At 61.5% G+C, this 24,308-nt stretch carries 23 protein-coding genes and 1 tRNA gene; 15 read left to right on the forward strand and 9 right to left on the reverse strand.

Annotation, left to right across the window (positions count from 1 at the left end):
* Window positions 1-16: 16 nt before the first annotated feature.
* Window positions 17-1,495 carry a M48 family metalloprotease gene (locus MRBLSP13_RS18710; protein ID WP_363755992.1) on the forward strand — a complete coding sequence of 493 codons (1,479 nt, stop codon included), beginning with the start codon at window positions 17-19 and terminating at the stop codon, window positions 1,493-1,495.
* Between the two features lie 67 nt (window positions 1,496-1,562).
* Here MRBLSP13_RS18710 and MRBLSP13_RS18715 read toward each other — a convergent pair whose 3' ends face one another.
* Both MRBLSP13_RS18715 and MRBLSP13_RS18720 read right to left on the reverse strand, forming a co-directional pair.
* On the reverse strand, window positions 1,563-1,724 hold the full coding sequence (locus tag MRBLSP13_RS18715) for a Flp family type IVb pilin (protein ID WP_363737166.1): 162 nt from the start codon (window positions 1,722-1,724) through the stop codon (window positions 1,563-1,565).
* 137 nt (window positions 1,725-1,861) lie between these two features.
* Complete coding sequence (locus tag MRBLSP13_RS18720; RefSeq protein ID WP_363737165.1) at window positions 1,862-2,047, reverse strand: Flp family type IVb pilin; 186 nt, start codon at window positions 2,045-2,047, stop codon at window positions 1,862-1,864.
* A 77-nt stretch (window positions 2,048-2,124) separates the two neighbouring features.
* On the opposite strand from MRBLSP13_RS18720, the gene MRBLSP13_RS18725 reads away from it, so the two are divergent.
* Window positions 2,125-2,532 carry a (deoxy)nucleoside triphosphate pyrophosphohydrolase gene (locus tag MRBLSP13_RS18725; RefSeq protein WP_363755994.1) on the forward strand — a complete coding sequence of 136 codons (408 nt, stop codon included), beginning with the start codon at window positions 2,125-2,127 and terminating at the stop codon, window positions 2,530-2,532.
* Between the two features lie 197 nt (window positions 2,533-2,729).
* On the opposite strand, the gene bfr is transcribed toward MRBLSP13_RS18725, so the two are convergent.
* From bfr to MRBLSP13_RS18740, 3 genes are all read right to left on the reverse strand, one after another.
* On the reverse strand, window positions 2,730-3,209 hold the full coding sequence (bfr, locus tag MRBLSP13_RS18730; protein WP_013847267.1) for a bacterioferritin: 480 nt from the start codon (window positions 3,207-3,209) through the stop codon (window positions 2,730-2,732).
* A 150-nt stretch (window positions 3,210-3,359) separates the two neighbouring features.
* Window positions 3,360-3,530 (reverse strand): (2Fe-2S)-binding protein, encoded by a 171-nt coding sequence (locus MRBLSP13_RS18735; protein ID WP_025547882.1) that lies wholly within the window; start codon window positions 3,528-3,530, stop codon window positions 3,360-3,362.
* A 54-nt stretch (window positions 3,531-3,584) separates the two neighbouring features.
* Window positions 3,585-4,829 (reverse strand): DUF418 domain-containing protein, encoded by a 1,245-nt coding sequence (locus tag MRBLSP13_RS18740; protein ID WP_363755996.1) that lies wholly within the window; start codon window positions 4,827-4,829, stop codon window positions 3,585-3,587.
* 61 nt (window positions 4,830-4,890) lie between these two features.
* Here MRBLSP13_RS18740 and MRBLSP13_RS18745 point away from each other — a divergent pair, with 61 nt between their 5' ends.
* The gene (locus tag MRBLSP13_RS18745) at window positions 4,891-5,709 is read left to right on the forward strand and encodes a methyltransferase domain-containing protein (RefSeq protein WP_363755998.1); all 819 of its coding nucleotides are present in this window, start codon (window positions 4,891-4,893) and stop codon (window positions 5,707-5,709) included.
* On the opposite strand, the gene MRBLSP13_RS18750 is transcribed toward MRBLSP13_RS18745, so the two are convergent.
* Entirely contained in the window at window positions 5,678-6,538 is an 861-nt protein-coding gene (locus MRBLSP13_RS18750; RefSeq protein WP_363756000.1) for a LysR family transcriptional regulator, read from the reverse strand. The genes MRBLSP13_RS18745 and MRBLSP13_RS18750 overlap by 32 nt on opposite strands.
* A gap of 85 nt (window positions 6,539-6,623) precedes the next feature.
* On the opposite strand from MRBLSP13_RS18750, the gene MRBLSP13_RS18755 reads away from it, so the two are divergent.
* Window positions 6,624-7,769: an isovaleryl-CoA dehydrogenase gene (locus MRBLSP13_RS18755; protein ID WP_363756002.1), complete on the forward strand. Its 1,146-nt coding sequence runs from the start codon at window positions 6,624-6,626 to the stop codon at window positions 7,767-7,769.
* A 1-nt stretch (window position 7,770) separates the two neighbouring features.
* Here MRBLSP13_RS18755 and MRBLSP13_RS18760 read toward each other — a convergent pair whose 3' ends face one another.
* Window positions 7,771-8,109 (reverse strand): DMT family protein, encoded by a 339-nt coding sequence (locus MRBLSP13_RS18760; RefSeq protein ID WP_363737159.1) that lies wholly within the window; start codon window positions 8,107-8,109, stop codon window positions 7,771-7,773.
* Between the two features lie 63 nt (window positions 8,110-8,172).
* Here MRBLSP13_RS18760 and MRBLSP13_RS18765 point away from each other — a divergent pair, with 63 nt between their 5' ends.
* From MRBLSP13_RS18765 to MRBLSP13_RS18780, 4 genes are read left to right on the forward strand one after another with little or no spacing between them, the layout of a single operon-like run.
* Entirely contained in the window at window positions 8,173-9,774 is a 1,602-nt protein-coding gene (locus tag MRBLSP13_RS18765) for a carboxyl transferase domain-containing protein (RefSeq protein WP_363756004.1), read from the forward strand.
* Window positions 9,771-11,729 carry an acetyl/propionyl/methylcrotonyl-CoA carboxylase subunit alpha gene (locus MRBLSP13_RS18770; protein ID WP_363756006.1) on the forward strand — a complete coding sequence of 653 codons (1,959 nt, stop codon included), beginning with the start codon at window positions 9,771-9,773 and terminating at the stop codon, window positions 11,727-11,729. The genes MRBLSP13_RS18765 and MRBLSP13_RS18770 overlap by 4 nt, the downstream gene beginning before the upstream one ends.
* Window positions 11,729-12,181: a MaoC family dehydratase gene (locus tag MRBLSP13_RS18775; RefSeq protein ID WP_363737156.1), complete on the forward strand. Its 453-nt coding sequence runs from the start codon at window positions 11,729-11,731 to the stop codon at window positions 12,179-12,181. The genes MRBLSP13_RS18770 and MRBLSP13_RS18775 overlap by 1 nt, the downstream gene beginning before the upstream one ends.
* The gene (locus MRBLSP13_RS18780) at window positions 12,178-13,014 is read left to right on the forward strand and encodes an HpcH/HpaI aldolase/citrate lyase family protein (protein ID WP_363756008.1); all 837 of its coding nucleotides are present in this window, start codon (window positions 12,178-12,180) and stop codon (window positions 13,012-13,014) included. Before MRBLSP13_RS18775 ends, MRBLSP13_RS18780 begins: the two co-directional genes overlap by 4 nt.
* 48 nt (window positions 13,015-13,062) lie before the next feature.
* On the opposite strand, the gene MRBLSP13_RS18785 is transcribed toward MRBLSP13_RS18780, so the two are convergent.
* On the reverse strand, window positions 13,063-14,010 hold the full coding sequence (locus tag MRBLSP13_RS18785) for a DUF2171 domain-containing protein (RefSeq protein ID WP_363756010.1): 948 nt from the start codon (window positions 14,008-14,010) through the stop codon (window positions 13,063-13,065).
* Between the two features lie 228 nt (window positions 14,011-14,238).
* Here MRBLSP13_RS18785 and MRBLSP13_RS18790 point away from each other — a divergent pair.
* Together MRBLSP13_RS18790 and MRBLSP13_RS18795 are read left to right on the forward strand one after the other, a co-directional pair.
* Window positions 14,239-14,314: transfer RNA gene (locus MRBLSP13_RS18790), tRNA-Ala, on the forward strand.
* 89 nt (window positions 14,315-14,403) lie between these two features.
* Window positions 14,404-16,224 carry a site-specific integrase gene (locus MRBLSP13_RS18795; RefSeq protein WP_363756012.1) on the forward strand — a complete coding sequence of 607 codons (1,821 nt, stop codon included), beginning with the start codon at window positions 14,404-14,406 and terminating at the stop codon, window positions 16,222-16,224.
* A 54-nt stretch (window positions 16,225-16,278) separates the two neighbouring features.
* Here the strand turns inward: MRBLSP13_RS18795 and MRBLSP13_RS18800 are convergent, their stop codons facing one another.
* Entirely contained in the window at window positions 16,279-16,746 is a 468-nt protein-coding gene (locus MRBLSP13_RS18800) for a hypothetical protein (protein WP_363756014.1), read from the reverse strand.
* A 183-nt stretch (window positions 16,747-16,929) separates the two neighbouring features.
* On the opposite strand from MRBLSP13_RS18800, the gene MRBLSP13_RS18805 reads away from it, so the two are divergent.
* The 5 genes from MRBLSP13_RS18805 (at window position 16,930) to MRBLSP13_RS18825 (ending at window position 24,184) form a co-directional block, all read left to right on the forward strand.
* Window positions 16,930-18,429: a type I restriction-modification system subunit M gene (locus MRBLSP13_RS18805; protein ID WP_363756016.1), complete on the forward strand. Its 1,500-nt coding sequence runs from the start codon at window positions 16,930-16,932 to the stop codon at window positions 18,427-18,429.
* Window positions 18,419-19,633: a restriction endonuclease subunit S gene (locus tag MRBLSP13_RS18810; RefSeq protein ID WP_363756018.1), complete on the forward strand. Its 1,215-nt coding sequence runs from the start codon at window positions 18,419-18,421 to the stop codon at window positions 19,631-19,633. The genes MRBLSP13_RS18805 and MRBLSP13_RS18810 overlap by 11 nt, the downstream gene beginning before the upstream one ends.
* Window positions 19,630-22,674, forward strand: a complete 3,045-nt coding sequence (locus tag MRBLSP13_RS18815) for a type I restriction endonuclease subunit R (RefSeq protein ID WP_363756020.1) — start codon at window positions 19,630-19,632, stop codon at window positions 22,672-22,674. The genes MRBLSP13_RS18810 and MRBLSP13_RS18815 overlap by 4 nt, the downstream gene beginning before the upstream one ends.
* Window positions 22,674-23,405, forward strand: a complete 732-nt coding sequence (locus MRBLSP13_RS18820) for a M48 family metallopeptidase (protein ID WP_363756022.1) — start codon at window positions 22,674-22,676, stop codon at window positions 23,403-23,405. The genes MRBLSP13_RS18815 and MRBLSP13_RS18820 overlap by 1 nt, the downstream gene beginning before the upstream one ends.
* A 62-nt stretch (window positions 23,406-23,467) precedes the next feature.
* Window positions 23,468-24,184, forward strand: coding sequence for a DUF6119 family protein (locus MRBLSP13_RS18825; protein ID WP_363756024.1), 717 nt, complete (start codon window positions 23,468-23,470; stop codon window positions 24,182-24,184).
* The last annotated feature ends 124 nt before the right edge of the window (window positions 24,185-24,308 follow it).

A 24,308-nucleotide genomic window follows, 5' to 3' on the forward strand; every position in this document is an offset into this window, starting at 1 on the left:
GGGAGCAGGAAAGGCCGTGGAACGAAGATCATCTCTGGCTGTCGCCGGGCTGGGCCTGATCGTCCTGGCGGCTGCGCCGTCGGCGGAAGGACAGCAGCGCGCGATTCGGACGGTTTCGTCGATCAGTCCGCAGGAAAAGGAAGCGGGCGCCAAGCAGCATCCGCAGCTTCTCAACGAATTTGGCGGCGCCTATGCCGGGCCGCAGGTGAAATATGTGGAGGGCGTGGGACGACGCATCGCGGTCCAGTCCGGCCTGTCCAATGCGCAGGGGGACTTCACCGTCACCCTGCTCAATTCGCCGGTGAACAACGCCTTCGCCATTCCCGGCGGCTATGTCTATGTGACGCGCCAGCTCATGGCGCTGATGAACGATGAGGCGGAACTGGCCGGCGTGCTGGGCCATGAGATCGGCCATGTCGCGGCCCAGCATGGTCAGAGGCGACAGCAGGCGGCGCAGCGCAATGCCATTGGCGGCACCCTGTTGCAGGTACTGACCGGCGCTTTGCTGGGCGATTCGGCGTTTACCGGCCTGTTGCAGAAGGGAATTGGGCAAGGCAGTCAGCTGCTGACGCTCAAATTCTCGCGCAGCCAGGAATATGAGGCGGACGACCTGGGCATACGCTATCTGGCCTCGGGCGGTTATGATCCAAGGGCCCTGTCATCCATGCTGGCGTCGCTCGCCGCGCAAAGCAGCCTGGACGCCCGGTTTGCGGGCAGTTCCCGATCGGTGCCGGAATGGGCAAGCACCCATCCGGATCCCGCCTCGCGCGTCGGCCGCGCTTCGCGCAATGCAGCCAGCAGCGGGTCCACCAGCACGGTCCGGAACCGTGATGCATTCCTGAACGCGCTCAATGGCGTTCTCTATGGCGATGATCCCAAACAGGGCGTGATCGAGGGCAGCCGTTTCCGCCATCCTGATCTGAGGGTGAGCTTCACCGCACCATCGGGATTCGGCATGGAAAATGGCGCGAGTGCCGTCAGCGTCGTGGGATCGGGTGGCCAGGCGCAGTTCAGCGCCGCCCCTTATTCCGGCGATCTGTCCGCCTATATCGATTCGGTGTTTGCAAAGCTGGGCGGGGGCGTCGGCGGTGTTCCCGCTGGGGAGGTACGGCGCGTTACGGTCAATGGCCTTCCGGCGGCCTGGCGAACGATCCGCGCCAGCACCCAGTCCAGCCAGGTCGATGCGACCGTTTTCGCTTATGATTTCGGTGGCGGGAAGGCCTATCACTTCCTGCTGCTGACGGCGGCGGGACAGGGGATTGGCCCCTTTTCCAGCATGGTGCAGTCAGTGCAGCGTCTTTCAGCCCAGGATGCCGCGGCGATCAAGCCGCGTCGGGTCGAGGTTGTAACGGTAAAGTCAGGGGATACTGTCCAGTCCCTGGCAAAGCGCATGGCTTATACGGATTATCCGCTGGACCGGTTCCTGACGATCAATGCCCTGACGGCGAACAGCGTCCTGCGTCCGGGACAGCGGGTGAAGATCGTTAGCTGGTAAGGACGAACGCAATGAAAAAGGGCGACGGAATTGCTTCCGCCGCCCTTTTTTATCGACCAAGCTGAACTTAGTTCATGTTGTTCGAAACTTTGGTGAAGGTGTTGGTCAGCTTGCCGCCCAGGCTGGTCATCGCGCCAATGGCAGCGACAGCGATGAGAGCGGCGATCAGGCCGTATTCGATGGCGGTGGCGCCCTTTTCGTTCTTCAGCATCTTGCGGATGAACTGCATTGGAAGTCTCCTTGAATTAAATTCCACGTTTAACTACCCGGCCGCCCCCCGCTTGAGATGAAGGTCAGCTTGGACTGATGTAGAAGAAGGGGGTTGATAAAGATTTAATGGGCGAAGGAGGTGTCAGATATAGATGGTTAATGCGCCAGGACCTCCGTCGCGACGTTGTTCCACATTCCGATTGTCTTGTTGGCGACGTTGGAAACTGCGCCCATGACAGCCAGACAGATAAGGGCAAGGATCAGCCCATACTCCACCGCCGTGGCGCCGCGCTGGCAATAGATCAGCTTCCAGAAGCTGAAATTTTTGAATAATGCCCGCATGTCGCACCCCATTTACACACAGCCCGGACGCCCTTGTAAAAGGGGCAGGGTTAACAAACCCCTGAAGCGGGAACAGTATGACGATAAATTCTCCATTGCTGGTGGTGGCCGCCGCCTTGATCGACGCTGATGGCCGCGTCCTGTTGCAGCAACGTCCGCCCGGAAAGCCAATGGCGCATCTCTGGGAGTTCCCTGGCGGCAAGGTGGAGCCGGGGGAAGCGCCTGAAACCGCGCTGATCCGTGAGTTGGAGGAGGAATTGGGGATCCGCACCCATGCGAGCTGCCTCGCGCCTGCGACCTTCGCCAGCGAACCGCTCGGTGATCGCCATCTGCTGCTGCTGCTTTACGTCTGCCGCAAATGGCAGGGCGTGGCCGAAGCGCGGCATGCGACCGCGCTCCAATGGATCAGGCCCGCGCAGATGTATACGCTGGAGATGCCGCCCGCGGACCTGCCGTTGATCGGCCTGCTTGATTCCCTGATCTAGAGCGATTTCCAAGCGATCGGAACCGATCGCTGGTCAAGAAATCGCGGCAAACAAGGAATCCGGAGCGGCGATCTGCTTCAATCAGATCGAAACCCGCTCTAGCTGCCAGAGCCTTCCTTGCGAAGGCGCGGCCGGGCTGTCCACCTATGCCCGGAATGGGCGGGGCCGGCGTTCCGGAGGAGCCGGCCCCGCTGTGCTTATTCCTCCGCAGCCTTGCTCTGCAACTGGATGTAGTTCTGGATGCCCATGCGATCGATCATTTCGAACTGGGTTTCCAGCGTATCGACATGCTCCTCCTCGCTTTCGAGGATGTGCTGGAACAGGTCGCGACTCACATAGTCGCGGATCGATTCGCAATAGGCGATGGCATCCTTCAGCACCGGCAGCGCTTCATATTCCAGCTCAAGGTCGGCCTTCAGGATTTCCTCCACCGTTTCCCCGATCTTCAGGCGGCCGAGCAACTGGAAATTGGGCAGGCCGTCGAGGAACAGGATCCGCTCGGCCAGCTTGTCGGCATGCTTCATCTCGTCGATGGATTCTTCATATTCGAACTTGGCGAGCTTCTCGATGCCCCAATGATTGAGCATGCGATAATGGAGGAAATATTGGTTGATTGCGGTAAGTTCGTTCTTGAGAACCTCATTGAGATATTCGATGACCTTGGCGTCGCCCTTCATGGCGTTCTTCTCCGGCTGTAGGGGAAAGTGCCTGGATCATAAGCATTTCGCTTTCGTTTGTTAATCCGGAAAGCCGCGGGAATCCGTCATTTTCTGCCGCGCTATTGCGTCAAGTTCGCGTCATTCCGATGCGCTTGATTCGCAATGACTTCAGATGGAGGCGCGTTCGGCCGCGATGATTGTGCGGGCGAAGGGCACGCATTGGCCGCATTTCGGCCGGCGACCAAGCCGGGCATAGGCGCTGCAGGGAGTTGCACAACCTTCGCGGGCGACCTCTTTCAGGTCCTTTTCACGGATGGCATTGCAGACACAGACAACCATGCAGATCTCCTGAACAGGGAGATAGCTTAGATGATAATAGGTCGCAATAGGAATTCAGTCGCTGTTGCGAATCTTTTGCGTTTGCCCTCGGGCAAGGCTGCGCCATAGCCATTCCGCCGGGCCCAGGGCGAATCGCCGTTGCCAGAGCGGCGACCAGATCAGCATGATCGCCCATGCCCCCACCACGAACAGCGGCAGCATATGGTGCGGAACATGGCCGAACAGACCCAGCCCCCAGCCATAGAAGATCGCACACATGACAAGGCTGCTGCCCAGATAGTTGCTGAGCGCCAGCCTGCCGACGGCGGCGATCCTCGCGGTCAGGGCTGCGCTGCGGTGACGGGTGAACAGCCACAGGATCAGCGCCGCCCATCCGACCGCCAGCGGGATTCGGAAGGGGAACGACCAGGCCAGTACCGATCCCAGCGCTGTGAGCGGAGCGAACCGGCTGGAAATGATCCATATCGCGAGCACCGCCATCGGGATCAGCCCGATCAGAAAACAGTGGCGCGCCGTTCGCCAATATTGCTCCGCCGCCCAGCGACCGGTCAGGAAGCCGCCCTTCAGCATCGCCATGCCCAGCAGCATGAACCCCAGCGTATCAAACGCGATGAACGGCAGGGTCGTAGGCCACTGCCCACCGAACAGGGCGACGTGATGCAGGACAATGCCGGCATAGCTGCCGCGATAGACGTCATATTCGTTCCGAATCGCCGCATGGGCAGGATTGGACAACGAGTCGATGAAATTGGCGAAACCGGCGCTGACATGGCTGGGCGCGCCGGATGTCGCGGCGGCATGGCCCCAGGCGTAAAGCGTGCCGATGAAGCCCGCGCAGATCAGGAAATGTGCCAGGAAGAAGAAAAAGGCCCATTTGACGAGCGACAGCGGTTCCCGCCGCGCAAAGGGCAGCGCCGCCAGCCCGACCAGCGCATAGATCATCAATATGTCGCCCCACCACAGCAGCAGATAATGGGCGAGGCCGAAGACGAACAGCCAGCCAGCCCGGATTATCTGCGCGCGTGCCCCGTTCCGCCCGGCCATTTCCTCCCTGTCGATCAGCAGCAGCATTGACGCGCCGAACAGCATGGAAAACAGGGCGCGCATCTTGCCGTCGACCAACAGGAAGCTGGCCGTCCAGAAGGCGATGTCGCCTGTGGACAGCCGGCCCGCGGCGGCCGGGCTGAAATAGGCCTGTTCGGGCATGGCGAAGGCCGCGATGTTCATCCAGAGGATTCCCATGACCGCGCAGCCACGCAGAACGTCCATGGCGGGAATCCGGGAGGAGGGGGCGGTCATGGGTCGGTGCGGTCCTCGAAAGGCTGGAAAAGGGAGTGCGGCTCTGTCATTGCGACTAGCCATGAACGGCCACCGCAAGCAACGAATAAGCGACGCATTTGGCGCGGCTGCGGAGCATTATGATGATCACGCCGGACCGCAGCGGCAGGCCGCGGCGCTCGTGGCCGATCTCGCGCAGCGGCAGCGGCGCGACGGCTCCGGCCGGATATTGGAAATCGGTTGCGGCACGGGTTTTCTGACGCGCGACATCCAGGCTCGCTGGCCCGGCGCGGAATTCGTGGTGACGGACCTGTCGCCCGACATGCTGGCCCGCGCCGCCACGGGCGGTTTGGTCGCGGGCACATTCCTGGCGATGGATGGGGAAGCGCCGATCTTCGAAGGCGAATGGTTCGATCTCATCCTTTCCAGCCTGGCCTTTCAATGGTTCGACGATCTGGAGGGCGCGATTGCGCGTCTGGCCGGACTGCTGCGGCCCGGCGGAAGCCTGCTTTTCTCGACCATGGGGCAGGGCAGTTTCACCCGCTGGCGCGCCGCGCATCAGGCCGCCGGATTGAGCGCGGCCATCCCGAATTATCCTACGCTGCAAGGGCTGCGGTCGATGCTGGCGGCTTATGACGACGCCTTCGCCTTTGACGAGGAATATGCCCTGCCGTGCGATGGCGCGAAGGGCTTGATCGCCCATCTCAAGGGCATCGGGGCGGTGGTGCCGAACGAAGGGCGCAGGCCCCTTTCGCCGCGCGATCTCCGGCGCGTGATGGCGGCCTTTGACGAAGGGGGCGGCCATGACGTCTACCAGGTGCTGTTCGGCCGGGTGACGCGCAGCGCGGGCGCGGCCGCCGCTGGCATTGCTATGCCTTCAAGGACGCCTCGATCGCCTTGAGCATCGGCGCGCCCTGTAGTGCCGCGGCCCGCGCGCCAAAGAGAAATCCGACATTTCGCCGCTCGTGAAAGTCCCTGAGCGTGACCTGTGCCATGCCCGGCCAACGATAGCTTTCGGGCATGACGGTGATGCCCAGGCCTGCCGCGACCATCTGCATCACCCGCTCGTCATTGGTCGATCGCAGGGCGAAATGCGGGCGGACGCCGCGATCGACGAAATAGCGGCTGGTGGCGGAGAGCGCCTCGCAATGGCGGCGCACGATCATCGTTTCCGACGCCAGTTCCTCGGCCGCCACAACGGTCCGTCCTGCAAACGGATGGCCATCGGCCATGGCGACTGCATAGCCTTCCTCTATGATCGATTGCGTCAGAAATCGGTCCGCGCCGGGCCTGATCAGGGTAAGAGCCACGTCAATCCTTTCCGCGTCCAGCCGGCCCAGCAATTCGCGCTCGCTGCCCGGAATGAATTCGATCCTGCCATCGCTGGGCAGGGCGCCGTCGGTCAGGGCATGGGCAATCCGTTCCCCTGAAATGCTCGACAACAGGCCGATGCGTAGCACGGGCACCCGCTTGCTGCTTTCTCCCGCGAGCTCCGCCAGGTTGAATTCGCGCTCGATCCGTCGGGCATGCGTCACCAGCCTGGTGCCCGCCATGGTCAGTTCGACCCGCTGGTTGCTGCGCAGGAAAAGCGCCGCGCCCACCGCCTGCTCCAGCTTGGCGATGCCCACCGACAGCGTCGGTTGCGATACCAGGCAATGCGCGGCGGCGCGGGAAAAATTGCCCTGGTCCACGACAGCCAGGAAATAGCGCAGCAGATAGCGTTCGATCATAGACAGAAACTATACACTATCCCGCACCGTTTCAATTTTTCCTGAAGGCCGGTGAACGATAGGATGCGCCGCAAGGAGAGCCGCCATGACTGATTTCGACTTCGCGCTGGGGGATAATGCGGAAATGATCCGCGAGACGACGGCGCGTTTTGCTGCCGATCGCATCGCGCCTCTGGCGACGGAAGTCGATGCCAGGGACTGGTTCCCGCGCGACCTGTGGCCCGAAATGGGCGCGCTTGGCCTGCACGGCATCACCGTGGAGGAGGCTGATGGCGGCCTTGGCCTCGGTTATCTGGAACATGTCGTCGCGCAGGAAGAGGTGGCGCGGGCGTCCGCCTCCATCGGCCTCAGCTATGGCGCGCATTCCAATCTCTGCGTCAATCAGATCCGCCGCTGGGCCACGCCGGAACAGAAGGCCCGCTATCTGCCCAGGCTGATTTCCGGCGAACATGTCGGCTCGCTCGCCATGTCGGAAGCAGGCGCGGGATCGGACGTCGTCTCGATGAAGCTGCGCGCCGAGAAGCGTGGCGACCGCTACGTCCTCAACGGGACCAAATTCTGGATCACCAATGCGACCCATGCCGATACGCTCGTCGTCTACGCCAAGACCGGCGAGGGATCGCGCGGCATCACTGCATTCCTGATCGAAAAGGATTTCAAGGGCTTCTCCATCGGGCAGAAGATCGACAAGATGGGCATGCGCGGATCGCCCACGGCCGAACTGGTCTTCGACGATTGCGAAGTGCCGGAGGAAAACATCATGGGCCCGCTCAATGGCGGCGTCGGCGTGCTGATGTCGGGCCTGGATTATGAGCGGGCGGTCCTGTCCGGCATCCAGCTGGGCATCATGCAGGCCTGCCTCGACGTGGTGCTGCCCTATGTGCGGCAGCGCAAGCAGTTCGGCCAGCCCATCGGTACCTTCCAGCTCATGCAGGCCAAGGTGGCGGACATGTATGTGGCGCTCAATTCGGCGCGGGCCTATGTCTATGCCGTGGCGCGGGCCTGCGACATGGGCAAGACCACCCGTTTCGACGCCGCCGGCGCGATCATGCTGGCCAGCGAAAATGCGATGAAGGTGTCGCTGGAGGCGGTGCAGGCGCTGGGCGGCGCTGGCTATACCAAGGACTGGCCGGTCGAGCGGTACATGCGCGACGCCAAGTTGCTCGACATCGGCGCGGGCACGAACGAAATCCGTCGCATGCTCATCGGCCGCGAACTGATCGGCGCGTGACTCAGCTGCGGCCCACGAACAGGAAGGCAACCCCCGCCATGATGCAGAGGAAGGCGGCGAAATGGCGCCAGTGCAGCGGTTCGCCCAGCACCGTCACCATGAATCCGCCGAAGACCAGCAGCGCTATGGCTTCCTGCGCGATCTTGAGCTGGCCCGCGCTCCAGCCATGGGCGAAGCCGATCCGGTTGGCGGGTACGGCGAAGCAATATTCGACGAAGGCGATGCCCCAGCTGATCAGGATGACCGTGAAAAGGGGTTTGTTCATCCCGCCTTTCAGGTGCCAATACCAGGCTGTCGTCATGAAGAGGTTGGAAATGGTGAGGAGCAGGATGGTCGGCATGGAGGGACTCGGCTTGGGAAGTCCTCTGCCCTCTCGCATCAGCGTGCGGGGGAGCGCAAGGGGATGAGCGCGCCGACCCTTGATACGAAGCTTTCGACGGAGAGCGATTCCTTCCGCGACAATGCGGCGCATAACCGCGTGCTTCGCGATGAACTGTGCGCCAAGGTCGCACAGGCGGCGCTCGGCGGAAGCGAGGCCGCACGGGCCAGGCATGTGGCGCGCGGCAAGTTGCTTCCTCGCGATCGGGTGGAACGGCTGCTCGATCCGGGCAGCCCGTTTCTGGAGATCGGACAGCTCGCCGCCAACGGCATGTATCATGGCGAAGTGCCCGGCGCCGGGCTGATCGCGGGCATCGGCCGAGTGTCGGGGCGGCAGGTGATGATCGTCTGCAACGACGCCACGGTGAAGGGCGGCACCTATTATCCGCTGACCGTGAAGAAGCATCTCCGCGCGCAGGAAATCGCGATGGAGAACCGGCTGCCCTGCATCTACCTCGTCGACAGCGGCGGCGCGAACCTGCCCAATCAGGCGGACGTCTTCCCCGACCGGGAGCATTTCGGCCGCATCTTCTACAATCAGGCGCAAATGTCGGCACGGGGCATCCCCCAGATCGCCTGCGTCATGGGAAGCTGCACGGCGGGGGGCGCCTATGTACCCGCCATGTCGGACGAGACGGTGATCGTGCGCAATCAGGGCACGATCTTCCTCGCCGGTCCGCCCCTGGTTCAGGCGGCGACGGGAGAGGTCATCAGCGCCGAGGATCTGGGCGGCGCGGACGTGCACGGCCGCCGCTCAGGCGTGGTCGATCACGTCGCGGAGAATGACGAGCATGCGCTGACCATCGTGCGGGACATCGTGTCGACCCTGCAACCGGCGCCGCGGATCGATCTGAACCTGCGCGAAGCCAGGCCGCCGAAACAGGATCCGGAGGAACTTTACGGCATTGTCCCCCAGGATGTCCGTGCGCCCTATGACGTGCGGGAGGTGATCGCCCGCATCGTCGACGGCAGCGAATTTCACGAGTTCAAATCGCTCTACGGCGCGACGCTGGTCTGCGGTTTCGCCCATATCTGGGGCATGCCGGTGGCGATCCTCGCCAATAACGGCGTGCTGTTCAGCGAAAGCGCGCAAAAGGGCGCGCATTTCATCGAACTCGCCTGCCAGCGGCGCATTCCGCTGCTTTTCCTCCAGAATATCTCGGGCTTCATGGTCGGCGGCAAATATGAAGCGGAGGGGATCGCCAAACATGGCGCGAAGCTGGTGACGGCGGTCGCGACCGCCAGCGTGCCCAAGATCACCGTGCTGATCGGCGGCAGCTTCGGCGCGGGCAATTACGGCATGTGCGGCCGGGCCTACAGCCCGCGCTTTCTCTTCACCTGGCCCAACAGCCGCATCTCCGTGATGGGCGGGGAACAGGCGGCGAGCGTGCTGGCGACCGTCCACCGCGACGCCGCGAAATGGACGCCGGAGGAAGCCGAGGCCTTCAAGGGGCCGATCCGCCAGAAATACGAGGATGAGGGCAATCCCTATTACGCGACCGCGCGGCTGTGGGACGATGGCGTGATCGACCCCGCCCAGACCCGCGACGTGCTTGGCCTCGCCTTTGCCGCCACGCTCAACGCACCCGTCGAGGAGGCGCCCCGCTTCGGGGTGTTCCGCATGTGATCCAGTCCCTGCTCATAGCCAATCGCGGCGAGATCGCCTGCCGCATCATCCGCACCGCCCGGCGCCTCGGCATCCGCACCGTCGCGGTCTATTCGGATGCAGACGCGAAGGCTCTCCACGTCCGCGAAGCCGACGAGGCTGTGCATATCGGTCCATCCCCGGCCCGCGAGTCCTATCTTATCGGCGACCGCATCATCGACGCCGCGCAGGCCACGGGAGCACAGGCCATCCATCCCGGCTACGGCTTCCTGTCGGAAAACGCCGCCTTTGCGCAGGCCGTGATCGACGCCGGGTTCATCTGGGTCGGTCCCAATCCCGACAGCATCACGGCCATGGGCCTGAAGGACGCCGCCAAGAAGCTGATGGCCGAAGCAGGCGTGCCCGTCACCCCCGGCTATCTGGGCGAGGACCAGAGCGCCGAACGCCTGAAGGCCGAGGCCGATACCATCGGCTACCCCGTCCTCATCAAGGCGGTCGCGGGCGGCGGCGGCAAGGGGATGCGGCGGGTGGACGCGCCGGAGGATTTCGCCGACGCGCTGCTCTCCTGCCAGCGGGAGGCGGCCTCCAGCTTCGGCAACGACCAGGTGCTGATCGAGAAATATATCCTCTCGCCGCGCCATATCGAGGTGCAGGTGTTCGGCGACAGCCATGGCAATATTGTCCATCTGTTCGAGCGCGACTGTTCGCTCCAGCGCCGCCACCAGAAGGTGATCGAGGAAGCGCCCGCGCCCGGCATGGACGAGGCAACCCGCCAGGCGATTTGCGGCGCGGCGGTGCGCGCCGCGCAGGCGGTGGACTATGTCGGCGCGGGCACGATCGAGTTCATCGCCGACGCCAGCGCCGGGGAGGGCGGGGGCCTGCGCGCCGACCGCATCTGGTTCATGGAGATGAACACGCGTTTGCAGGTCGAGCACCCGGTGACGGAGGAGATCACCGGCGTCGATCTGGTCGAATGGCAATTGCGCGTGGCAAGCGGCGAACCGTTGCCGAAAAGGCAGGAGGAATTGTCGATCGACGGTCACGCCATAGAGGCGCGGCTCTATGCCGAAGACCCTGCAAAAGGCTTCCTGCCAAGCACGGGACAGCTGGAGAGCTTCACCATCCCACACGCCATGAGACAAACGCAATGGAGGGATGAGCGGGGAACTGCGGAACTGTCGACCGACTATGACGTGCGCCTGCGGATCGAAACGGGCGTATCGCAGGGTGACGAAATTTCCCCTTGGTACGATCCGATGATCGCCAAGCTCATCTGCCATGCGGAAACGCGCCAGGAGGCTCTTGTCGGCCTTAACAAAATGTGTTGGGACAGCCGGATATGGCCAGTGAAGACTAATGCGTCCTTTCTGGGATCGCTGGTCGTCATGCCTGACTTTAGACGCGGCAAGATCGATACCGGCTTCATTGAAAGGCATATGGATGACACGGCTTATGAGGTTGATCCGCCTCAATGGATGCTCGACCTGATTGCCGAACGCTTTGTGGAACGGTTCTCACCACAGACTTCTGGTCGCAAAGGACTGCGTCTCAACGCAAGCCCTCAGGCCGAAGTTCGGTTTTCCGATCAGATGGCCCAATATAGGGGACGATGGGATAGCCGGATCGGTTATGACCAGCGCAGCTATCCGCTGATCCAAGACGATGGCGATGCAATATTCGTCACCTTCCAAGGCAAGACATGGCGATTCATGCCCTCCCGGACCGAGGGCGTGATTGGAGGCGCCGCATCCGACGGCGCGATCCTTGCCCCCATGCCGGGTCGCATCATCGCCGTCGCCGTGGCCAAAGGCGAGCGGGTCGCCAAGGGTCAGAAGCTGGTGACGCTGGAGGCGATGAAGATGGAGCACAGCCTTGTCGCGCCCTTCGACGGCGTGGTGGCGGAGCTGGCCGCCAGCGAAGGCGGGCAGGTGAGCGAAGGCACGTTGCTGGTGCTGGTGGAGCGGGAGGAAAGCTAATGGCAGGCCGCTATTATGACGAATGGACTGTCGGCGATCGGATAACCCATGAAATCCGGCGCACCGTCACGGAGACCGACAATCTGCTTTTCTCGACCATGACCCATAATCCCCAGCCGTTGCATCTCGATGCCGAAGCGGCCAGAGCGTCCGAATTCGGCCAGATCCTGGTCAACGGCACCTTCACCTTCGCGCTGATGGTGGGGCTGTCCGTGGGTGACACCACGCTGGGCACGCTGGTCGCCAATCTTGGCTATGACAGGCTGGTCATGCCCAAGCCCGTCTTCATCGGCGATACCTTGAGAGCGGACAGCGAGGTGACCGAACTCAAGGAAAGCCGCTCCCGCCCCGAAGCGGGCATCGTGACCTTCACCCATCGCCTCCATAACCAGCGGGATGAAATCGTCTGCCAGTGCCTGCGCATGGCGCTGCTGAAGAAGAGGCCGGCATGAAGCTCCGTTCGCTGCTGTTCGTGCCCGCCGACCGTCCCGAGCGCTTTGCGAAGGCGGTGGCCAGCGGCGCGGATGCGATCATCCTGGACCTTGAGGATTCGGTTGCGCCGGAACGCAAGGCTTATGGACGGGCGGCCATGACCGAGTGGCTGGCGTCGCCGCGCGACTGCCTGGCGTTCGTGCGGATAAACCCGCTGGACGGCGATGACAGCCGCGACGACCTGGACGCCGTGCTGCCGGCATCGCCGGACGGTATCATGCTGCCCAAGGCGGAGGGCGCGGACAGCATCCGGGCGCTGATCGCGCGGGCGGGGGGCGCCGACCTGCCGCCGGTCCTGCCCATCGCGACGGAGACTGCCGCCGCCATTTTCGAAATGGGCACATTCCGGCAGGTGAGCGACAGGCTGGCGGGGCTGAGCTGGGGGGCGGAGGATCTGCCTGCGTCGATCGGCGCCTCGACCTCTCGGGAGGAGGATGGCCGCTACACCGCGCCCTTTGAAATGGTGCGCAGCCTGACGCTGTTCGCCGCCCATGCGGCCGGTGTTCCCGCCGTCGACACGATCTTTCCCCGTATTGAGGCGATGGACGATCTCAAGGCCTATATCGGGCGCGCGCGGCGCGACGGCTTTACAGGCATGATGGCGATCCATCCGGTGCAGATCGCGGCGATCAACCAAGGCTTCACCCCCAGCGAGGCGGAGATCGCGCGGGCAAGGGCCGTCATCGATGCCTTTGCCGCCAATCCGGGGGCAGGGGTGCTGAAGCTGGACGGCAGGATGATCGACCGGCCCCACCTCATCCAGGCGCAGCGGGTGCTGGCCGCGGGAGAATGAGAAAGGGTCCGGCGGTGCGGCCGGACCCTCCTTCATTTTTTCTGACCTTTATCGGTAGCGACCTTTTTCGAAGCTCGTGCCGCCAACGCCGCTATATCGGTCATTGGCGTCATCGCCCTGCGACCCGAACATCGCCTGCTGCTCGCGCTCCGTTCGCCAGGCGGTCTGTGCCTGTTCCGCCGTCTTTTCCAGCGTCACTTTCTGCGCATCGACCGACCTGATCCAGGATGACGGGATCGAATGATGGACGCCGCCGGATTCCTGGTCACTCTTGGTCAGGACGATGCGGTCGCCGCGCAGCTTGTCGACCGTGCCGACATGCTCGCCATCGCTGCCGACAACTTCCATATGCTCGCGCACCTGCTGCACGGCCTCGCGCTGTTCGCCGCGGCGGGTGCGCCAGGTGCCGAACTCATTGTTGAACCGTTCGCGGTTCTCGCGCTGATATTCGGCATAATCGCGGTCCAGCTCGTCGATCCGCTGCTGGCGCCAGGCATGGTAATTGGCGTCGTGATGCTCGCCATAATCATGGTTCACACCGAAGGCGCGCACCCGATAGCCATGATCCTCGCTGCCAAAGCCGCTGCGTTCGCCGGTATAGGGCGCATAACCGCGATTGGGCAGATAGCGGCTCGTGTTGGAGGCCGAGGCATAGCCGATCCGGCTGCTCTGGTCGCGCGGATCGCCATAGGGGCGGTTGTAATAATCGTCATATTCGCGACGGCGTTCCGCATCCTCGTCACCGAACCAGCTGCGGATTTCGTCGCCCGCACGGTCGAAGAAGCCGCGCTCTTCCGGATCATAATCGTCGGGCAGGCGCCGGTCGCGCGGCCCGGCATATCCGGAACCCGTTCCGCCGAACTGGCCGCGCGTGCCATATTGATAGCCGCGATCGTCCCGCCAGTCGCGCCGCGCGCGGTAACGGTCGGAATCGCGGTCCCAGTCCGTCCAGTTACGATCGCCGTCACCATAGCGACGTCCGCCTTGGTAACCCATTGTCCGTCTCCTTGTCTGCTTTTGCACGACGCCCATTCGGCCGCCGTCACCGCACCAATGAGCATGAAGCCGCATCGTTCCGGGCGTTACGCAGGAGTAATGTCCCGCCTTTGCCCCGGCATAGCTATTGAGCGTGACCTGGGCAGGCCGTTCGCAGCCGCCCCAATTTTGCGCAAAAAAGACCGTTGCATGGCCGCAATCGCTCGCTTATAGGCAGCGCTCCTTTACGGGGCCGTAGCTCAGCTGGGAGAGCGCGTCGTTCGCAATGACGAGGTCAGGGGTTCGATCCCCCTCGGCTCCACCAATTTTCCCAAAACCTGCGGATTTCTGCCAATCGGCGGAAATCTGCGGCTTTTCTTGCCTCTTTGCTGCACCGATGTGTAACACAGGGCCATGGAAGAAATGCCAAAACCGCCATACGTCGTTGAACGTGCGGGCAGCCGAAATCTCTATTATCGCAGGCGCTTTCCCGATGACGTTGCCGCGCATCTGGGGCGGGCGGATTACAACAAGTCGCTAGGGGTGTCCGCATGGAAAGATGCCGGAGAACCCGCGCGCCAGCATGAGCGCAAATATCATCTCGCGGTTCAAGCCGTGCAGCGCGAAATCCGTGAGACGCAGGACCGGATCAGCCATTCAGCGGCGAACGAGCAGGGAATTATCGTCCGGTCGCGCATTTTTGCTCCGGTTCGGCCGAGCGATCCCTCTCTGCCCTTGCTGACCGATCTGGATGCCCGGCGACTGGCGCGAGATTACCTGTTGGCAGCACGGTCGGAATTGGACGCCTTGCCTCCCGATGACGCGGTGGATGTCCAGCGCCGAGATGAATATGTGATGGAGATCGAAGACCGCATCGCAATGTTTCGATCTTCGGAAGATGCTGGAACGATGCGGCTCGTTCAGTCGGTCGAAGCTGATCTGCTGAGCAAAGCCGGTATCCGCGCTGATTTCCTTTCGCCGGAGGCGCAGTTGCTTCGGGAGCTAGTCCGTCGCGCTGCCTTGCAGGTTGCCCAGATGGAGCGTCGCCACTTGGACGGAGATTACTCCAAGGGTTTCGATGACATCGCGTTTCTGGAGCCTATTTCGGCCTCTCCCGTCTACGCGCCTTCGCTGCCCGCGTGGCACGGACCTACCTTCGGCGAGGTGCAGCAAGCCTATCTGGACGCCCTCTTCCGCAAGGGGCAGTCTGAGAAGACGAAAGACCGCTATCGCGCTGAAATGAAGCATATCTTGGCGTTTTTCGGTTCGGAGACCCCATTGGCGACGTTGACCAAGGCTGCTTGCGAGGGCTTCGCCGGGGTGATCGACAAGCTGCCTCCCAACTTTGAGGATTTGATCCGAGGCGGAGCCGATCTTCGTTCAATCGCTGCCAGCCGATCCCCGGACAGTCCGGTGCTGTCGTATGCGACCCAAGAGAAATATCTGAGCCAGCTATCACGCTTCTGCGGCTGGGCAAGCGGGCATGACTATATCGCGAAAAACTATGCGGATGGGTTGATGCCAAATGGCAAGAAGCCAGACGGCTCGGTTGCGAAGATGCCTTTCGAGGATCATGAGCTGCAACGCATTTTCCGGCGGCCAATCTATATCGGCTGCCGTGATGACCGCCACGGTTTCAGCGAACCGGGAGATGCTATCATCCGTCGCGCCCGCTATTGGGCACCCGTGATCGGCCTCTTTTCGGGTCTTCGGTGCGGCGAGATTTTGCAATTAACCCCATCGCATTTCCGCATCTCTGACGCGGGCACGCCCTTCATCGTGTTGACGAAAGATATGAAGCTGAAGAACAAGAACGCCGAGCGAGAAATCCCTGTTCACCCGACGCTGGTGGAAATCGGTCTGCTGGATTGGGTTGAGCGGCGGCGCAGTCGGGCTGAGCAAACCCTATTCCCCGAAGTGCCGATCAACAAATACGGCGACGCCAGTTCATGCTTCGCCAAATGGTATCGGAGCGATCTCAAGCATTTCGGTTTGGGCGACCGCCGACCCCTGCTGTCATTTCACTCGTTCCGCCACACCTTCAAGCGTGCCTTGGACCGGGCCGATGTGCCGGAAGAGAAAAAGGATGAGTTGTGCGGCTGGACGCGCGGTAAGAAGATCGGACGACGCTATGGCAGCGGTCTAGAGGCTGATGTGCTGGCAGAGGCCGTCAGGAACGTGTCATATGGCCTCGATCTCGATCATCTGCGGGCGCACAGTTCCCTTGTGGACTGAGCGCCTCCGAAACGTCCCCAGTCTGTTGCAACTGGTTGCAAGAGGTCGGCCTGTTTAGATGAAGCCGAAATATCTCTGGAGAGATTGATGCGTGATGGGGCTGACGGCAAATTTGCCATTGGGATCGTTAGCATCAAGCCAGTTATTCCATCCGAGAAAATAAGCGTCACTGTCGCCCGTCAAGGCTCTCGTCCGTCGTGTGGTCGCGGACTGGAAGTGTCGCACGTTAATTCCGGCTTCGCGCAAAAGGCAAGCTTCGATGACAGGCCCATGTTGCGCGATGATGCGGACACCCGCCCGGACTGGATCAGACAAACCATCCATCCATTTCTTCATGCGCTTGAACGTAATGTCCTCAAGGTCGGAGGCGTGAATGTCGTCATAAGCATCGACAACATTGGGTGCAGGAAAAGGGGCACGGCTCGGCATATCTCCGACCACGTCGTTTAGCCGCCGCAGAATTTCATTGCGCGTGCTATCGCTGAACGCGGCGAGGTCGTCAGCCGTGAGTAGGATCATCATTTTCTTGCCCGTTTGGGAGTGAGGGGATGCAAGGCGCTTGGCCAAGAAAACGCGTTAGTCGAGCTGGCGATCGTTGCACAAGCCTTTGCCGTTGATCCCCCCGTTCACACTGCCTAGACAGCCAATGAGCTAAACGGCGCGCCTTATGGGCGAGGCTGTGCGAGCAGGCATTTCGGGGGGTGAATGAGCAAGCTGACGCAGCAAACACTGGAGCGGCATCTTTGGGGGGCGGCTGACATTCTTCGGGGAACGGTCGATGCTGGCGATTACAAGCAATATATCTTCGGCCTGCTATTCTATCAGCGCCTGTGCGACGTGTGGCAGGAGGAATATGAGGCGCTGTTGGCCGAGACTGGCGACCGAGAGGAAGCAGCCGACCCGGACGAGCATCGCTTTCACGTCCCCGAAGAACACCGTTGGGAAGCCGTGCGCCAGCACGCCACGCAGATCGGTCAACGGCTGAACAATGCGCTGGCGGCCATCGAAGATGCCAATCTGCGGCTGCGCGGGGTGTTTGGCGATGTGGATTTTGCCAATCAGGATCGCTTTTCCGATGCCCTGCTGGAAAAGCTGCTCGCCCATTTCGAGAAGCACCGCCTGCGCAATGCGGATGTGCCCGCCGACATGCTGGGTGATGCCTATCTCTACCTCATCAAGATGTTCGCCGAAGGCGCGGGCAAGAAGGGTGGTGAGTTCTACACGCCTCGGCAGATCGTCCGGCTCATGGTCGAGATTGTCGAACCGCGCCCCGGCATGTCGATCTACGATCCCACCTGCGGCTCTGGCGGCATGTTGCTGGAGGCGGTGCAGTATGTGAAGGACAGGGGGGAGGATGCCCGCACCCTGTCGCTCTACGGGCAGGAAAAGAACTTCGCGACGTGGGGCATCGCCGAGATCAACCTGTTCCTCCACAACGTGGACGATGCCTTCATCGCCAAGGGCGACACGATCCTGTCGCCCAAGCGGTATGATCCCAAGGCGCGAGAGTTCGTGGAAGGCATCGGGGCCTATGACCGGGTGCTGGCCAACCCGCCCTTCTCGGAAAAGGTCTGGGGTTACGATGTCTGGCAGAACGGTGATCCGTTCGGGCGCGATGTCTATGGCTGTCCGCCTAAAGGCTATGGCGACCTTGCCTTCGTCCAGCACATGCTCGCCAGCCTCAAGGATGACGGGATGCTCGCGGTGGTTGTGCCGCACGGCGTGCTGTTCCGGGGCGGTGCCGAGGGGCGGATCAGGGAGGCCATGCTGGCCGCTGACGTAATCGAGGCGGTGGTGGGCCTTGCCCCCAACCTGTTTTACGGAGCGGGCATCCCTGCCGCCGTACTGGTGTGCCGCAAGCGCAAGCCCGCTGAGCGGCGTGGCAAGGTGGTAATCGTCAACGGCGGTGCCACCTTCCAGCCGGGCAAGGCGCAGAACTTCCTGACCGACGATCACGTCCGCACGCTGGCCAATGCTGTCCACGGCTTTGCCGACATCGAGAAGCTAGCCTGCGTCGTCCCGGTCGACGAGATCGCGGCTAATGGCTATAATCTCAATATCAGCCGCTATGTGCAAATCGGAGCGGATGCTGAGACGGTTGATGTCGCGGCGGAAATCGCCAAGCTGCAAGACCTGATCAACAAGCGCAATGAGGCCGAGGCCGTGATGTTCGGACACCTCAAGAGGCTTGGCTATGTCGGGTGAGTTGCCGGAAGGGTGGCGCACAGCGAGCCTGGGTTCTATTATCGACTTCGTCAACGGGTATGCCTTCAAGCCGGAGGATTGGCGTGACGTAGGCACTCCGATTATCCGTATCCAAAATCTGAACGGCTCCGACGCCTTCAACTATTTTGCGGGCAACATCCCGGAGCGTTATCATGTTAGGGCTGGCGATCTGTTGTTCTGTTGGTCCGGCAGTCGAGGAACTTCATTCGGTGCCAGAAAGTGGAGCGGGCCACTCGGTTTCCTAAATCAACACATATTCCGATGCGTGGTATCACGTGATCTGGATTTTGATTTTGCTTATTTTCTTTTGGAGGGAATGACCGGCGCGATTGAGGCCGAAGCTCATGGCGGCGGCGGGCTTGTGCACATCAAGAAGTCTGAGATTGTGAAGTTTGAGGCATTTCTCCCACCCCTCGACGAGCAGCGGCGGATCGCCGAGGTGCTGCGGTCGGTGGATGAGACGATTGCTCAAACCAAGGTTGCGATCGAACAGGCCAGTCGCGCGATCGAGGGTATGCTGCAAAGGCTATTTGTCGAAGGCGTCGGGCACTCTGACTTTAAAGACGGCCATTCTACACCCGTTCCCACCTCGTGGGACGAGAAGCCGCTTGGCGATCTTGCGGCTACGCCTATCACCTATGGAGTGGTACAGCCCGGCCCAGACGTCGCTGACGGCGTTCCATTTGTGCGTGGCGGCGACTTCCCAAATGGGCGCATCGACATCGGGGCATTGCGGAACATCGGCAAAGATGTTGCCAGTCAATACCGCCGGACCCAGCTACGAGGTGGAGAAATAGTTGTCAGTCTGGTTGGCTATCCGGGCGCTTGCGCCATTGTGCCTGACGTCCTTGCTGGTGCAAACATAGCGCGACAGGCTGCCTTGATCCGGCCAAGCGCGGAGATCCTCGCAAGCTACCTCTACCAGTTTCTTCGTTCACCTATCGGGCAGGATCGGTTGAAAAAGGAAACCATCGGATCGGCGCAGCAGGTTATCAACCTACGTGATTTGAAAGAAGTCATCGTGGCAGTGCCGCCTAAGCGCGAGCAGGACCAAATCGCAGCGATCCTCGCTGACCTCGACGCCTTTGTCGAACTGGAAACAGCAAACTTGGACAAGCTCACCGCGCTCAAGGGCAGCATCGCAGCCGACCTCCTCTCCGGCCATGTTCGGGTGCCAGCATGAGCGAATACCGCCTCGCCGAGAAGCCCGCGCTCGATGTGCTGGCGGCGCTGGGCTGGCAGCTACTGTCCCCCGCGCAGGCTCTGGCGATGCGCGAGGAGGAGAACCGCGTCATCCTGAAGCCCGTGCTGATCGACGCGCTGCGCACGCTCAACGGTATCGGCGCGCAGGATGCCGAGGCGATCTACAATGACCTTGCCACGCTGTCCGATAATGAGGAGTGGCAGAAGAAGCTGCGCGGCGGCTATTCCCGTCGCCTGTCCGGCGAAAACCGCGATAGTCCGATTGCGCTGATCGACTTGAAGAACCCCAACCGCAACGCCTTCCACGTCACCCGTCAGTTCCGGGTTGCGGCGCAGCGCCCGCGCATCCCCGATGTGGTCCTGTTCGTGAACGGTATCCCGCTGGTGGTGATCGAGGCCAAGTCCCCGCTCAAGACCACGGCCAAGGCCGAGGAAGCCTTCGAGCAGATCAAGCAGTATGAGCGGGACATTCCCCGACTGTTCTACCCCAACGCCTTCAACGTCGTCACCGATGGCGTGGCAGCGCTCTACGGCGCGACGGGCGCGCCTTCGCAGTTTTATGCCCCGTGGCCCGACGCATGGCCCCGCCACCGCGATGAGTTCGCCGACGATCTCGCCAAGGACTTATGGTGCCTATGCGAGCCTTCGCGCCTGCTCGACCTGCTGGCCCACTTCATTGTGTTCGAGGTGGACCCGGAGACGGGCCGCAAGATCAAGAAGGTTTGTCGCTATCAGCAGTTCCGCGCGGTTAACAAAGCCGTGCAACGGGTTGCACAGGGCGAGCATCGCAAAGGCCTGATCTGGCACACGCAGGGCTCGGGCAAGAGCCTGACCATGGTGTTTCTCGCCCTCAAGCTTAAAACCCACCTGACGCTCGATGCGCCGAGCCTCGCCAATCCCAACATCCTCGTGCTGACCGACCGGATCGACCTCGACGATCAGATCAGCAAGACCTTCGTCGCCTGCGGCCTGCCGAACCCGACGCAGTGCGGATCGGTGGCGGCACTTCGCGAGGCGGTGAACCGGGGCGGCAACGGGCAAATCCTGCTGTCCACCATCTTCAAGTTTGCCGGATCAAAGGAAGCTATCCCCAACTCGGCCAACTGGATCGTGCTGGTGGATGAATGTCACCGCACGCAGGAAAAGGATTTGGGTGCCTTCCTGCAAGCCACCCTGCCGGACGCCCATTTCTATGGTTTCACCGGCACCCCGATCAAATCGACCGACAAGGACACCTACGCCCGGTTCAGCATCGCGGGCGAAGGCTATCTCGACAAATACGGCATTGACGACGCCGTGCGCGACGGCGCGACTGTGCCGATCCTCTACGAAGGCCGTAAAGCCGATTGGGCGATCAACGAGGCTGAAATCGACATCCTGTTCGACCGCTGGTTTGTCGATCTGCCGGATGACAAGCGCGAAGAACTGAAGCGCAAGGGCCTGACGCTCGCCACCATCGCCAAGCACCCGGAACGCATCCGATTGGTCGCGATAGATATTTGGGAGCACTTCAAGACCGTCTGCCAGCCAGACGGCTTCAAGGCGCAGATTGTCGCCGTGGATCGTGAGGCGGTGATCCTCTACCGCGCCGCGCTGTCCGCCGTGATCGCCACCGATCTGCAACGCGACGGGATGGCGGCCGATGAGGCGCAGGCCAAGGCCGACGCCATGATCGCCTGCGTCTATTCCAAGAGCCAAGAGGACAACAAGCCGAGCGAGAACCCGGAAATTGCCGCGTTACGTGCCGGGCTGGAGGCGCACTACCTCGATGATGCCGCCGAGAAGGACGTGAAAAAGCGGTTCAAGGCGTTCGGGCAGGAGCCGAGCTTCCTGATCGTCTGCGACAAGCTGCTGACCGGCTTCGACGCGCCGCTTGAGCATGTCATGTATCTCGACAAGCCGCTGAAGGAGCACAATCTCCTCCAAGCCATCGCCCGGACAAACCGCACCTGCACGATCAAATTGCCGGACGGGGGCGAGATCGAGAAACCGAACGGGCGGATCGTCGATTACATCGGCGTCACCAGCCATCTGGACGAGGCGTTGCAGTCCTATCGCTCCGAGGATGTCGAAAACGCCATGCGCGACATCGCCATCCTGCGGAACGACCTCAAGGAAGCCCACGCCCGCTACCGGGCGCAGAAGCGCGCCATGGGGCTGGAGGGCATGGACGAGAAAGCCGCCGCCTATGCCGCTGCCAAGATGGCGGCCGGGGAGCAGGAGGATGACTGGTTCGACCTCCAGCGGTTCGCCCGCATCTTCATCAAGGTTTATGCCGACCTGTCGCCCGATCCGGCAATTCTCGACTTTACCGCCGAGGTGAAATGGGCTTCCGCGTTCCTACGGCTGGCGACGCAGGCCATTAGCAAGGACGAGAGCCTCGACCACAAGAGCTATTCGGCCAAGATAAGGGAAATGCTGGAGCAGCATGTCCATGTCACCGGCCTCTCGACCACGATCCGCCTGCGCAACATCACCGATCCGAACTTTGCCGACGATTTCGATACGGGGACCAAGACCGAGGGCGAATTGCAGGAAGCGTTCGTCCGCAAATCCGCCGAGCTTCGTCGCGTCACCCGCGAGCTGGTGGATAAGAACCCGGCGCAATATGGCCGTTTCTCTGAGCGGGTGCTGGAGATTATCCGCCGCTTCGAGGAGGGCCAGCTTGCCGCCGCCGATGGCCTTCGCGAGTTCGAGGGGTTGACCGGCGACATTCATAGCGAACAGGGCGCGCACGCCGAACTCGGCATGGATGAGAACGCCTTCTCGATCCTGCGCATCATTGAGGCCATCGTGACCGACGTTGGCCACGAAACCTTGCAGGACGCGGCCATCGCCATCGGGGCAGTCTATGCCGACGCCGCTGCGACCCAGCCCGCTTTTGCACATATGGAAGCCTATTTGCGGTCCCTACGCCAACAGGTTCGGCGCATCCTGACCGAACACGGCATCGGCGAAACCAAGGCCATCCGCGAGAAGGTGGAGGAGTTCGCTGTCCATGCTTATGGCAGCGCCCACTGATGCCTACGCTCCAGATAGGCCGGAAGGAAATCCCCTACGAGCTTCGTCGCTCGGCCACGGCATTGGAACGCCGGATCACCATCACGCCCGGTCATGTTGAGGTGCTGGCGCTGACCAGAGACAATGACAGCGACATAGCGGGGTTCTTGGAACGCAAGCGGCAGTGGGTGTTCAACACCGTACGCGAGATGGAGCGCATCGCGGCCAGCCGCCATGCCGTGCCCCGGTTCATCACCGGCTCGAAGATACCTTATCGTGGCCGAAACATGAAACTTGTCGTGCGGCGCACCGATGCTGAGCGGATCGCGGTCACCTATCGCAATGGCTTCACCATTGATCTGCCGCATTGGGCTGGAACAAACGCCGATCAACTGGTTGTCAGCGAGCTGAAACTCTGGCTGAGGCACTGCGTCCGTCGTGACGTGAAGCAGATCGCTGATCATTATGGCAGGCGGTTTGGTCTCGTCCCTCGTTCTATCCGTGTTGCGGACTTGATCCACGGCTGGGGATCATGCGGGCCGGAAGGGAATATCCTGATCAACTGGCATCTGATCTTTGCGCCGAAAAAAGTGCTGGACTACGTAGTAGTGCATGAACTGGCCCACTTGCGGCATCGTTCGCACGGATCTGAGTTTTGGGATTATGTCGCGGTCCTTGCGCCGGATTTTCAGACTTCAAGATCATGGCTGGATGGACATCAGCATCAATTGGGGGCAGATTTCCTAAATTAGCAGCGGTGGGCGCGTCAGTGATCGTTCCGCTTCTGTTGCCGAGAGATGCACCGGGGGGCGCGTTGACCAAGATACCGACCGTAAGCCTTGCTTTACGCCTACTGCGAGAAGGTATAACCGTTGATAAGGCGTTCAAGGAGGGGCATGGCCTTGAACAAGTAGAAAGCAGCTCTGGAACTTTATTTATAGGGCAGAACCCAGCCACACCGCCAAGCTGGGTCAAATTCTTGTCACATTACACTTCCGACGGCGCAGTGAACCTTCGCACGCAGAGCTGCTCCGCTGTCTTGCTCATTGAAGCAGGGAAGGCGGACAAGAAGCGCCTATTCGCGTTGTGTTTCGGACAGGGCCACCATGCCCTTGATGATGACGTGATACAGCGAAGCTTTGGGCTTCGAGTGGTGCTCAACAGCGTATCGCGTGGGCAGTTACGCACATTGGACAGTGCGAGCCTTGACACGACAGTCATGCAACGTCGAGTTCAAGCAAGTCGCGACAGCGACTTGAGCGCCTTTGATCTGGACGCTAATCGCAACCTACTCCGATTGGCATCGGGCACGCCGAAAAGCGGCGATTTTGCCAAGGCGCTTGCCGGTAAGGACGCGCTGCACCTTCGTGCAGCGGTATCCCCAGACAAAATTGCCGAACACTGCGAGAAGGCACTCAAGCTATACGAGGCGTCCGACTACCAGACTGACTTTGCCTTTATTGACTATGTGCAGCCGGTCGGCGAACGGGTGCTGATTGAGGAACTCGACGCCATCGCGTTCAAAGACTGAGGTGGCCTCGCCTTCTTGGACAGGTTGGCGGCTAAGTTAAGCTCATCGCGGATGTCGTTTTATGCCGCCATTTGGGTGATCAAATCCTGGGGGGCATGCCCCCCAGGATTTGAAGCGCCGATTT

This window comes from Sphingobium sp. LSP13-1-1.1, assembly GCF_040676415.1.
Lineage (GTDB): Bacteria > Pseudomonadota > Alphaproteobacteria > Sphingomonadales > Sphingomonadaceae > Sphingobium.